Raw genomic sequence first — 12239 nt, 5'->3', positions numbered from 1 at the left:
ACCAACCATTCCGACTTCTCCCCAATAAATGAATCCATGTCTATATATGATCTGTCCGAATACCCATGTAAAACGAGTAACTACTTTGTCGGCTGATGGAGGGTGTCACCTCGTACTGCTACCCACATCCACCCCGCTCGACCGACCACGTTTGCAGTAAAAACACGACCTGTAACCCAACCGAACCGCCGGAAAAGGGGGCTATCACACCCGGATGGCGCTATACAACTACCCAATAACATATACAGATATATAGACAATAGACACATCGGTACAAGTAATAGCAGAGTATTTATTTATCTGAATACCCGTATCTGGTGATGACACACGACTCAGATTCTGGCCTTTCGCGCCGGAAGTTCGTGGCTGCAACTGGAACTGGGATTATAGGGACAGCCCTCGCCGGTTGTACCGGTGGTGGCGACGGGAGTGGGAGTAGCGGTCCGGGCACACTGACGTCCGGTGGGTCCTCGACTGTCTACCCGATTATGAACACGGCGGCGTCCTACTGGCAGGGGAACCGACCTGCTTCGGACACGGAGTACTGGCCTGCCGCCGACTACGATATTGACACGGACGAGAACCTAGCCGACTACTGGGGCGGCCTCTACGGCTTCGAGGCCACGGACAGCACCCAGCCGCCGTTCAAGTTCACCGTCGGCCTGTCCCACTCCGGGACGGGCGTCGAGAAGGTCAAGAACGGCCAGTACGACATCGGGAACTCCTCGGGGAACGTCGAGGACGAACTCCCCGACCGTGACTCCTACGAGAAGTTCGTCGACCACGTCGTCGGTGTCGACGGCCAGCCGCTAGTCGTCTCCCAGGAGATCGCCGACGCCGGTCTCGACGGCATCACGGGCGACCAACTCAAGAACATCTACAAAGGCCGCGTCGAAAACTGGCAGGAGCTCGACAGCAACCTCCCGGACAGGGACATTCAGGTCCTCGCCCGTGTCAAAGGGTCGGGCACCCGGACGGCCTTCGTCAGCAACACCTTCGGCAACCCCGAAGAGGACACCACGGTCGACAACCGGTACGGTCAGAACCAGCAGTTGGCCCAGGCTGTCGGGCAGGCCGACAACGCGATCAGCTACCTTGCGCTCGCGTTCCTCGACACCAGCGGCCTCTCGCCCATCTCGCTCCAGTGGCAGGGGACGACCTACGCCTACCGGGACGACCAGAACGGGCTGGACTCGACCGCCTACCCCCTCTCGCGTGACCTACACTGCTACACGTGGGACGGGACCTCGAAAAAGGAAGCTGCGGTCATCAACATGGTCCTGCACAACTTCGGGCAGGACACCTTCGTCGGCCCGAACAACTACTTCAAGCTCGGGGCGCGCCGCCAGCAGGAACAGAAAGACAAGTTACCGTCGCAGTCCTGAGGCCGCCACGAATTTTTTATTGGGATCGTGTCGAATCGATAGAATTAGAAATCAGCTAATGAATACAACAAAATACGCGGTGATACACTGAATGCTCAGCGCAGTCACGGCGGACGTACAGAACGCGATACTCGGGGAGGACCCGTCTGAGGGGGCCCTCCGGACGGTGGGGTCGTCAGTCGCCCTGCTCATAGCGACGCTCGTCACGATCTTCCTCATGCCGGGACTAGCACTCCCGACGCTCGTCGTGTTTCTCGTCGTGACCGCATTCGGGTGGACGACTCACCAGGCGGAGATGGCGCGGCTACTGACGCTCGTTGCGACGGTGCTGACCGTGCTGACGGTGACGTTGATTACCGTCTATCTCTTCGTGAGTGCGGCACCGGCATTCGGGAAACACGGGCTCGACCTCCTGACGATTCCTATTATCGACGGCGGCCCCCAGTGGTTCTTCTGGCTCGACGTCGTCCTCCCGGTTGCCGATTCGTTCTGGAACCCGCGTGCGGGTGTCTACTCACTGGTCCCGTTGATCTGGTCAACGGTCATCGTCACCACCATCGCCGGACTCATCGCCGCACCGCTAGGTGTCATGGGAGCCCTATTTATCGCCGAGGTTGCTAGTGACCGGCTCAGGGAAATCGCCAAACCTGGTGTGGAGATCCTCGCCGGCATCCCGTCGATTGTCTACGGATTTATCGGGTTCGTCGTCCTCAACGGGTTCATCCAGAAGTCGTTCCTCGACGACGGCGCAAGCTACCTCATCGCCGGTATCGTCGTCGGTATCATGGCGTTACCCACCGTCGTCTCCGTCTCGGAGGACGCGCTGTCGAGTGTTCCGAGTGCGATGAGCGACGGCTCCGCCGCCATGGGCGCGACCAAGTGGCAGACGATGAAGAGCATCTCAGTGCCGGCGGCCTCGTCGGGCATCTCGGCGGCGATCATTCTCGGCCTGGGGCGTGCCATCGGCGAAACGATGGCCGTCGCCGCGATTCTGGGGGCGGTCGTTCAGCCGACGATTCCACTGTTCGACATGTTCGACGCGAGTTCGACGTTGACCAGTGCTATCGCGCACAACTACGGAAGTGCCTCCGCTAGCACTGTCGACGTCCTGTTCGTCGCCGGTGTCATGCTGTTCGTCATCGTCGCCGGGATGAGCGTCGTCTCACAGTACGTCGAGCGACGTATCAACGAGAAACTACAGGGCCAACAATGAGCGAAGGGTACGCACGCGAAAACGAACTGGTCAGCGCGGAATCGAACCGCTACGACAGGGCGATGGACGTGGCGATTGCCCTCAGCATCGTCACGTTCGTCGTCGGGATGATCACGTTCGGTGATGCCGTTCCGCTCGCGGCCACCGGGACGGAACTGGTGAACTTCTTCGCCGCCCTCCTCGGTGTCGTGGTCGGCGGGGTCGGAATCGTCGCCCTGTTTTCGTACGCGAACGTAATTCCAATCACGTCACAGCGGGTCCGGGGCCTGGCAGTCGGCCTGGTCGTCGGTGTCGTGGGACTGACTCTCGCGGCGTTCGTCCTGCCGGTCTCGCTGGCGACGATGCTCGGTCTCGCCATGCTCGTCGAGGCCGTTCTCGTTGCAACGGCAGGCGTCGTCTCGCGACTGGAACTCGTCGATACAGCTCCGAGCATGAGTGCCGGTCTGCTCGCCGGAATCGTGTTCGGTATCATTGGTGCGTTCGTCGGCGCAATCATCGTCGGTTCCATCCCCGGTCTGGACGCTGCAGTGCCCGGCGTCCCCGTCTGGCTGCTCGGTGCGATCGTGCTGGGAATCGGCTTCGGTGCGCTGGCCATAGTCCCACGTGAGGACCTCGGGTCGACGCTCCCGCCGGCGTTGCTCATCGGTGTCTTGGGTGTGACCATCACGACGGCGGCTATCGGCGTCGGGTGGCAGTGGACACCGGAGAACCTCAGTGGTGGGTTCACAGGTGGTTCGATTATTCCGGTCTTCGTGTTGTTCGGCTCGTTGCTGGCAAGTTGGTCGGCTGCGAAGTGTCGCGCCGACTTCGGTGCGCGGGGACGACAGTACGGGGCCTTCTTTATTATCAACCTCAACGCGTTCTTGACGATCGCAATCATGATGGCCATCGTGGTCTTCGTCACCGTCAAAGGCGTCGGCTGGGCGTTCCACGACTTCTCTATCGGCGCCCTGTCACTGCTTGTCGTCCTGGCTCCGATTCTGGTTCTCACAGCCCAGCACGCCAGAGCCCCGGCGGGAACCGACGAGTGGCACTCGGCCGCCCGCCAGTTCTTTCGCGTGATTCCACTCGCGGCTGTCGGGTCTCTCGCCGCCCTCCTGCTGGGTGTTCTCGTCACCGGGACGCCGTTCGAGATTCCCTACCAGTACGCGATCCTGGTCGATCGGAGCACCGTCATGCTCGACACCGCGGTCCGCGTCACGCCGTCGCTGACCGTCGGTAACCTGTTGATCATCCTCTCCGGGGCGTTTCTGTTCTCCTACTTCCTGCGGCGGTACGGCAGTCTCCGGAACGTGGGGACCGAGTACGAGCGCCTCTCGCTCGTCCGGCAGGGTGTCCCGGCGGCCGTCGCCCTCCTGGGACTGCTGAGCCTAGTTTATCTCACGGTTGGACCCGTCCTCAACAGCAGCGGAGTCGGTCCGGTGCTGGGTCTCGGAATAGCGACCCTGGGCGCCGTCGTGGTCGCCGCGTTCGCACTCGTCCCGTTGGGGGCACTTGTGACCGGCGAGGGAACTCTCGCCGAGCGCGCACACGAGAGCGCACAACTGCTCAACGTCTGTCTGTTCAGTGGCGTCGCGCTGTTGATGACGGTGGTCATATTCGAGTGGACGGCCGTGTCGAACCCGCAACTTGGCCCTGTCGCGCCCGTGCCGATTGTCGCGTTGGTCGCGGCCATCGCGTCGCTGTGTATCGCCGCGCTCGTCGCACGGGCGAGGCGGTCGACGGACGACACGCTCAGACGCCGGGTCCTCGGTGACGAGGTGACGCTCGCGCTCGCAACCGCGACTGGATACGTGGCCCTCGTCGGACTCCACGTGGCCGCCACGAGCGAATCGGTGTTCGCCCTCGGGCCCCTTGAGGTCGGGACCAACGGCTCGCTCTCCTGGCCGACCGTGCTACAGGGAGCGATTCCGCTGGGGCAGGCACCGGGCGGAATCTTCCCGGCTATCATCGGAACGATCTGGATCGTCATCGGAGCATCGCTGTTCGCGGTCCCGCTCGGTCTCGGGGCGGCGGTGTTCCTCACCGAGTACGCCGAACAGGGGCGGTTCACCGAACTGGTCGAGACTGCGACCAACGCCCTCTGGAGTACGCCGAGCATCGTGTTCGGGTTGTTTGGGGCGGCGTTTCTCATTCCCCGGCTCGGCGACAGCCTGTCGCTGCTGGCCGCACAGTTGACGCTCTCGTTCATGTTGCTCCCGCTCGTGCTCATCACTAGCCGGGAGGCCATCAAGTCGGTCCCCGACGAGTACCGGGACGCCAGTGCCGCCCTGGGTGTCGAGCGGTGGACTACCATCAGAAGTGTCGTCATCCCGGCTGCGATGCCCGGCGTCGTGACAGGGGTCATTCTCGGTGTCGGCCGCATCGCGGGCGAGACGGCACCCCTCATTCTGGTCCTCGGCTCAACAATCGACGCGACGACCGCCGCCGACGTTCTCGGCGGCTTCCAGTTCACCACGTCACCGCCGTTCGTCACGAACGAGGCGCTGCTCAGTAGCTCCGCCGCGCTCCCGACGCAGGTGTGGGGTATCATCACGGCCGGCGTCAGCGGCTCGCCCTCGAAGGGGTGGGCCACCGCATTTATATTACTGGTGGTCGTCCTGTTGTTCTACGCTGTCGGAATCACTGCACGGACGTACTTCAGGAGGAAAATCAACTATGAATAACCAAATCAGCGATACGGACACGGAGAACGACATCACTACCGACACGAGTACCGACAGCCAACTGGGTACGACCACCGGGGTCGAGACCTCGACCACCACGACGGCCGGCGAGAGCGAAGAGCAGGTCCGAGACGAGTGGACCGACTATCGGTTCGATGGCCCGTCGAAACTCTCTGTCGAGGACTTAGACGTCTGGTACGGCGACGACCACGCGCTCAAGAACGTCTCGATGGAGATTCCCGAAAAGAGCGTCACTGCGCTCATCGGCCCTTCGGGCTGTGGGAAATCCACCTATCTCCGGTGTCTCAACCGCATGAACGACCGGATAAAGGCCGCTCGCATCGATGGCTCGGTCGAACTCGACGGGATGGAGATCTACGATCCCAACACGAATCTCGTGGAACTCCGCAAACGCATCGGGATGGTGTTCCAGTCGCCCAACCCCTTCCCCAAGTCCATCCGAGACAACATCTCCTACGGCCCGCGAAAACACGGCGACATCAACAAGGGACTGCTGGCCCGGTTGTTCGGCCGCGACGACTCCGAGAAGGAGGCCGAACTCGTCGAGCGCTCGCTCAGGCAAGCCGCGCTCTGGGACGAGGTCAACAACCGTCTCGACGACAACGCGCTCGGCCTCTCCGGCGGGCAACAACAGCGTCTCTGTATCGCTCGCTGTCTCGCCGTCGACCCCGAGGTCATCCTGATGGACGAACCCGCCTCGGCACTGGACCCGATCGCGACCTCGAAGATCGAGGATCTGGTCACCGAACTGGCCGAGGACTACACCGTCGTCATCGTCACCCACAATATGCAGCAGGCGGCCCGTATCTCCGACCAGACCGCGGTCTTCCTCACCGGCGGGGAGCTCGTCGAGTACGACGACACCGACAAGATCTTCGAGAACCCCGAGAGCCAACGCGTCGAAGACTACATCACCGGCAAGTTCGGGTGACAGATGCCCCGCGACGAGTTCCAGCGCGAACTCGACGCGCTCCGGGACGAAGTGGTCCGACTCGGCGACGTGGTCTCGACTCGACTCCGGAAAGCCATCACCGCCCTCGACGGCCACGACGTGTCCACCGCCGCCCGGATCGCCGACGCCGATTCCGAGATCAACGAGCGGTATCTCGACCTCGAGCAGGACTGTATCGACCTCTTCGCGCTCCAGCAACCGGTCGCGGGCGACCTGCGCTTCGTCGCCGCCTCGTTCAAGATCCTCACCGACCTCGAGCGAATTGCCGACCTCGCCGCGAACCTCGCGGCCTACGTCGTCTCTGCCGAGAGCGAGATGTTCCCCGACCTGGGCATCGCTGACCTCGGGACGACTGCCGTCTCGATGCTCGACGACGCCCTAGCCGCCTACGACGACGGCGACGCCACGCGGTGTCGGGCCATCGCCGACAGCGACGACGACCTCGACGGCCGCTGTGAGCGAGTCGCCCAACAGGTGATCCGCCGTCTCGTCGACCGCGACCCCGACGCCGACGAGCTGGAATCGCTCCTCTCAGAAGTCACGCGCATCCTCCTGACGGTTCGTGACGTCGAACGTATCGGCGACCACGCCGTTAACATCGCTGCTCGCACGCTGTACATGATCGAAAACGACGACGTCCTGATCTACTAAATTTTATCCCGGGGGGTCGCCGCGGGCAACCCCCTCTGCTCACGGGCGGCGAAGCCGCCCGTTCGCACGGTATGCGGGACCTTCGGTCCCGCACTACTCGCAAAAATTTAGTATAAAAACCTCCCGGACGCTCGGCCGCAGGCCTCGTGTCCGGTGAACCGCGCTCGCTCCACTCGCGCGGATGCTGCTCTCCGACCACGACCGGTGTTTCCGGCAGTCTCCCTACTAACCGATACTATTGTCGACTATTGAGAGTATATAGATTGAACGAAAGGATTTTATATACAGACATTCACGGGGGCAATATGCCGCGTGAAGACTACCAGCAGCAGATGGCGGACCTCGAAGACGACATTCTCTATATGAGTGAAGTCGTCCTCGAACGGTTCCGGATGGGGTTAGACGCACTCGAACGCAAAGACGAGGCCCTCGCCCGCGAGGTAATTGAGGGCGACCACGAGGTCAACGAACTTTATCTCGATCTGGAGCAGGACTGTATCGACCTCCTCGCCCTGCAGCAACCCGTGGCCGGGGACCTCAGATTCATCGCCGCCTCGTTCAAAATCATCACCGACCTCGAACGAATCGGCGACCTGGCTACGAACCTCGGGGAGTACGCCCTCGACGCCGAACGAGACGTGTTCCCCGACGTGGACATCCAGTCCATCGGCGACGAGACGCTGGACATGGTCGAGAACGCTATGCAGGCCTACGCCGAGCAGAGTCCAACGGACTGTTTCGCTATCGCCGAACGCGACAACGACATCGACGTACACTGCGAGGCCGCCTCCGACCTCATCGTGCGTGACCTCATCGAGACCCGACTTGACGAACGCGAGGGTATTCAAGAAAACGATGTCGAGACGTTCATGACCGAAGTCTCCCGCCTCCTGCTGACGGTGCGGGACCTCGAACGCGTCGGCGACCACGCAGTCAACATCGCCGCTCGAACTCTGTACATGGCAGAGAACGACGGCGCGCTCATTTACTAGCACCTCTTTCCGGGGGAATCGCGCTCGCCGCTGGCGAGCACTCAACCCCCGTCAAAAAACGTGCGTGAAAAAAGCCGCGAGCGCGCCCGTTGGGCGCTGGCTCTCTCCCGCTACGGCACGTCTTCCACTGACTGCAGTCCCTCGCCGGTGATCTTGAACTGGATCGAGTCGCCCGCGGGTTTGGCCCGGTGTTTCTCCAGTGTCGCCCGGCGGTTCCCGCCGCGGAACCGTTCCAGTTTGAGGACCACGCCCGACCAGTGCGTCAGGGTGTGCCCGCCCAGCGGTCGCGCGCGGTCGCTGTCCGGGTCGGTGAACACCTGGTTGGTGATGACCACGGCGAGGTCGTGTTTGCGGGCCAGCGAGAGCAGGTGTGTCACCTGCCGGGCCACGGTCCTGAGGGCGTCGCCGGCTTCCTCGTCCTCGCTCCGGCGGATACGGTAGAAGCCCGTCGCCGAATCGAGGACGATCAACTCTACCTGGTCGGCGAACTCCGCTGCGTCTTGGACGGCCTCGCCCTGCTGGTCGAAGTCCAGCACGTCCGAGACGATGATTCGGGCGGCCAGGTCCTCGACCGCGCCGGTTCGGGCGCTGGCGAGTTGTTCGAGCCGGTCGACGGAGATGCCCTCGGTGTCGATGAAGAGGGCGGACTCCCCGCGGGCCGCGGTCGCGACGGCCGCCGAGAGCGCCAGGTTCGTCTTGCCGGCGGCCGGCGGCCCGTACAACTGGGTGACGACGCCGCGCTCGAACCCCCCACCTAGCAACCCGTCGATGGCCTCACAGTCGGTCGAAATCGGCTCGCTCACGTGCCGAGGTTGGGCGCCACCGCTGAAAAACACTCTCACTCGCCGCTCACGCCCGGGGGAGGTGGTCGTCCAGCACGTCGATCAGCGCCGCCTCGTCGTCGATCTCCTCGCGCCAGCAGCGGAAGGACGGTCGGGGTCCCGACCGCCGGAGAATCACTGCGTCGTCGGTCACAGAAAAGGACTCGAAGCTGTCCCACTCGTAGAGTCGTCGGTGGACGTGGTTGCTCCGATCGATTCCGACGGGTGAGAGGCGGTATGCGCGGGGCTGGCCCCAGCCTATGGCCACGCCGCCCGGGACGAACGCCAGCGCGCCGAGCCACTCGTACGCGCCGAGGCCGACGAACTCGCCACCGAACAGAAGCGCCGTCCCTCCGAAATAGAGGGTCGTCCCACCGGCCTGCAACCAGACCCGGAGCGGCCGGGGCCAGCCCGCCGTCCACTCCGCGGACACACGCTCGTCGTCCACGACGGCCGTCGCGTATCGGGTCCGGGACATCGCGACGAGGGCCAGCCCGACGACGACGCCGACGACTGCGAAGACGACACCGACGAGCGCAGCGCCGTCGGCACCGGCCGTCTCGATGTTGCTCGCCGCGAACAGGTACCCGGCCGCACAGACGACGGGCGGGACGACGAGTCCGCGTGCGAACGGCGACGCGCCGATCCGTTCGGCGACCCCGGGCACCCGACCGACGCCGACCGTGACTGCGGCCGCCACCGCAGTCAGTACGGTCAACAAGGCGACGTACAGCCCGGCGGCACCGAGTGGCATCGCGACCGCCGTGGCAACCACGACGGCGGGTGAGACCAGTAACGTGAGGTACAGGCCTGCGACGAGGGAGAACACCGTATCCGGCGGGTCCGGTGACTGGAGGGCGGGCCGGCGGACCGTGCCGTGCATATCCGTTCGTCCGACTGATATGTACAAATCTCTTTCGGCGCGGGGCCGTGCTACGCGGCCGGCAGGTGTTCGGCGACGGCCTCGCGGACCTGGTCGGGGTCGTCCAGGCCGGACAGGGAGAATCGGACCGCGGGTCGCCACCCCGCGCGGTGGAGGACCATCGCATCGCCGCTGGCATCGTACCCCTCGAAGTCGGCCCAGTCGTAGGTACGGGTTCGGAGCCGGCCGCTCCGGCGGACGCCCGTCTCGGAGAGTCGGTAGCTGTCGCGGTGGCCCAGCAACCAGCTCCCGAGCAGCCACGCGCCGCCGAGGACGATGAGGTACTGTAACTCCGGCACGCTGAGGAGTGTGGGACCGAGCGTCCCGGCGACCGTCGCGAGCAGGGCCGGGATTCCGGTCAGAATCGTGAGCCGCCGACGCCGGGCCTCGGGCGGGCCGGCCTCGAACTCCACGTCCATGGCGGGAGATTCGGACCTCGCCTGAAATCGGTTCCGGTTGGATGGGACTAAGACGCCGGCCCGCCAAGTCTGCGTGTGATTGTCGTCGCGACCGGAGACTTCGAGGTGTACCACGGCGTGGTCAACGAGCTCCGCGACCGCGGCGTCCGCTTCACCACCGTGGAGCCCGACGAAGCCCTCCCCGGCCGCGCGTCTGTCGCGGTTGCCGGGCCGAACGAAGACCTCGACGTGAGTGTGCCCGTGGTCACCGCCGACCCGGACGAGCCGCGACGGGCCGTCGAGGACGTGCTGGCCGTCATGCGCGGCGGTGATGGCCGCACGGTGATCGGTATCGACCCCGGCGACCGACCCGGCATCGCAGTCACGGTCGGGGACAGCGTGGTCGCGGCGTTTCACGTCCCGGCCGCACAGACCGCCGACGTGGTCGCCGACGAGTGCGACGACGCCGCTAACCCGCTGGTCCGGGTCGGCGACGGGGCGCGCACGACTGGCGCGCGGATCATCGACGACCTGCCGGACGTCTCCGTCGAACTGGTCGACGAGACGGGGACGACCCCGTACCTCGGGACCGGGGCGCGCGGGATGAGCGACGTGCTCGCGGCGGTCAACATCGCCCGCATCGAGGGCGAGGAGATCGAGTCCCGCGACATCGAACCGACGGCCGGCGAACTCAAGCAGATCAAGGCGCGCTCCCGCGACCAGTCCGAGACCAACCGCGCCATCGACGAGGCTCTCGCCCGACGGGTCGCCGTCGGCGAGTTGACCATCCAGGAGGCGTTGGCCCAACACCGCGGGGACGACGAACCCGACGAGAGAGACGGCGACTCCTAGTCGTCCCCGTCCTCGTCGCGGACGGTCGTCTCTGCCCGTCGCATCACTTCCCGGACCGGCAGGTCGGTTTCGCTGGCGACCGCCAGTGCGTCGTCGTACTCGGCGCTCGCGTCGTAGACGGCTCCGTCGGCGTCGCTGGCGCGTTTCACGGCTACGTCGTACCTCTCGCCCGCCACGGACACCGTCGTCGTCACGACTTCTCGGGAGGCGACCCAGCGGTGGCCTGCGCCGTGTTCTCTGACCCCGAGCGTCCCCGTCTCCTCGGCCAGCCGACGGGCGACCCGGTCGGCGTCCTCGGGCTTGACTATCACCTTCACGAGGTGGCCCGGCCGTGACTTCTTCATCGTGAGCGGGACGATCGACACGTCTCGCGCGCCCACGTCGGCGAGGCGGTCCTGTAGCCCACCGAGCACCTCCGGTTGCGCGTCGTCGAGGTTCGTCTCCAGGACGGTGATATCCTCACGCCGGAGCCCACCCGAACTGTCCCCGACCACGGCCCGGAGAACGTTGGGCCGCTCTTCGAAGTCGTAGCCGCCCGCGCCGTATCCCGAGGCGTCGACGCGGAGCGAAGGGAGTCGCTCGACTCCCTCTGCGACGTGCGCGAGGATGCTCGCTCCGGTCGGAGTCAACAGTTCCACGTCGACCGGGCCGCCCTGGAACGCCCAGTCGGCTCGCTCGGCAATCTCGACGACGGCGGGTGTCGGGACGGGATAGGTCCCGTGGCTCATCGACACCTCACCGCTGCCAGTCGACAGTGGCGTCGTCACGACCCGATCCACACCGAGGTCGTCGAGCAACAGACAACACCCCACTACGTCCGCGATGGCGTCGTCCGCACCGACCTCGTGGAAGTGGGTGTCGTCCAGGTCCGTCCCGTGGACGGCCGCCTCGGCCTCGCCCAGAATCTCGAAGACCGTCCGTGCGTCCGCTGCGACACCGACGGGCAGGTCCAGTCCGTCGACCATCTCGACGACTTCCGAATACGTGCGGCGTGGCCCGTGTCCCTCCGCGTGAGTGTGGCCTCCGCGATGGGTGTGAGTGTGGTCGTGGCCGTGTTCCGGGTCCGGCGAGTGGTCGTGAGTGCCGTCGTCGGTGTGGTCGTGGTGGTCGTCGTGGCCGTGGTCACTGTCGTCGTGGCCGTCGCCGTCGCCGGCAAGCAACACGTCGACCGCAGTCGCGCTGATGCCGCTTTTTTCGACGGTCCGGTCCTCGTAGGTCACGTCGAGGCTCTCGGCATCCTCGACGGGCGCGAGGGCGTCCCGGTCGGCACCGGCCGCGAGCAGCGCCCCCAGCACCATGTCGCCGCTGGCCCCCATCCGGCCGTCGAACGCGAGTGTTCGCATGTCCGTGCAACTGTCGCCGTCGC

At 64.8% G+C, this 12239-nt stretch carries 11 protein-coding genes; 7 read left to right on the top strand and 4 right to left on the bottom strand.

The genetic code is table 11. The features are described 5' to 3' along the window. Positions 1-320 precede the first annotated feature (320 nt). The 6 genes from Q0964_RS16880 (at position 321) to phoU (Q0964_RS16855) (ending at position 7880) form a co-directional block, all read left to right on the top strand. Entirely contained in the window at positions 321-1385 is a 1065-nt protein-coding gene (locus Q0964_RS16880; RefSeq protein WP_299269977.1) for a PstS family phosphate ABC transporter substrate-binding protein, read from the top strand. Between the two features lie 91 nt (positions 1386-1476). Then, entirely contained in the window at positions 1477-2598 is a 1122-nt protein-coding gene (pstC, locus tag Q0964_RS16875) for a phosphate ABC transporter permease subunit PstC (protein ID WP_299269975.1), read from the top strand. Then, positions 2595-5264: a phosphate ABC transporter permease PstA gene (pstA, locus tag Q0964_RS16870; protein ID WP_299269973.1), complete on the top strand. Its 2670-nt coding sequence runs from the start codon at positions 2595-2597 to the stop codon at positions 5262-5264. Before pstC ends, pstA begins: the two co-directional genes overlap by 4 nt. After that, a complete protein-coding gene (pstB, locus tag Q0964_RS16865; protein WP_299269970.1) occupies positions 5257-6216 on the top strand; it encodes a phosphate ABC transporter ATP-binding protein PstB in 960 nt (319 codons plus the stop codon). The genes pstA and pstB overlap by 8 nt, the downstream gene beginning before the upstream one ends. A gap of 3 nt (positions 6217-6219) precedes the next feature. After that, entirely contained in the window at positions 6220-6888 is a 669-nt protein-coding gene (gene phoU, locus Q0964_RS16860) for a phosphate signaling complex protein PhoU (protein ID WP_299269967.1), read from the top strand. Between the two features lie 305 nt (positions 6889-7193). Next, positions 7194-7880 carry a phosphate signaling complex protein PhoU gene (gene phoU / locus Q0964_RS16855; RefSeq protein ID WP_299269964.1) on the top strand — a complete coding sequence of 229 codons (687 nt, stop codon included), beginning with the start codon at positions 7194-7196 and terminating at the stop codon, positions 7878-7880. A gap of 110 nt (positions 7881-7990) precedes the next feature. Here the strand turns inward: phoU (Q0964_RS16855) and radB are convergent, their stop codons facing one another. Genes radB through Q0964_RS16840 form a run of 3 tightly spaced genes read right to left on the bottom strand, consistent with a single transcriptional unit; the run spans position 7991 to position 10042 of the window. Next, a complete protein-coding gene (radB, locus tag Q0964_RS16850; RefSeq protein ID WP_299269961.1) occupies positions 7991-8683 on the bottom strand; it encodes a DNA repair and recombination protein RadB in 693 nt (230 codons plus the stop codon). Positions 8684-8729: 46 nt separating this feature from the next. Then, on the bottom strand, positions 8730-9584 hold the full coding sequence (locus Q0964_RS16845) for a hypothetical protein (RefSeq protein WP_299269958.1): 855 nt from the start codon (positions 9582-9584) through the stop codon (positions 8730-8732). 50 nt (positions 9585-9634) lie between these two features. Next, positions 9635-10042: a hypothetical protein gene (locus Q0964_RS16840; RefSeq protein ID WP_299269956.1), complete on the bottom strand. Its 408-nt coding sequence runs from the start codon at positions 10040-10042 to the stop codon at positions 9635-9637. Positions 10043-10117: 75 nt separating this feature from the next. On the opposite strand from Q0964_RS16840, the gene Q0964_RS16835 reads away from it, so the two are divergent. Next, positions 10118-10873: a hypothetical protein gene (locus Q0964_RS16835; RefSeq protein ID WP_299269953.1), complete on the top strand. Its 756-nt coding sequence runs from the start codon at positions 10118-10120 to the stop codon at positions 10871-10873. Here the strand turns inward: Q0964_RS16835 and larC are convergent. Further along, complete coding sequence (larC, locus tag Q0964_RS16830) at positions 10870-12216, bottom strand: nickel pincer cofactor biosynthesis protein LarC (RefSeq protein WP_299270049.1); 1347 nt, start codon at positions 12214-12216, stop codon at positions 10870-10872. The two genes, Q0964_RS16835 and larC, sit on opposite strands and share 4 nt — an antisense overlap. Positions 12217-12239: the final 23 nt, after the last annotated feature.

This window comes from Halorientalis sp. (assembly GCF_028275115.1).
Classification (GTDB): domain Archaea; phylum Halobacteriota; class Halobacteria; order Halobacteriales; family Haloarculaceae; genus Halorientalis.
This window is presented reverse-complemented; position numbering and strand designations above follow the sequence as displayed.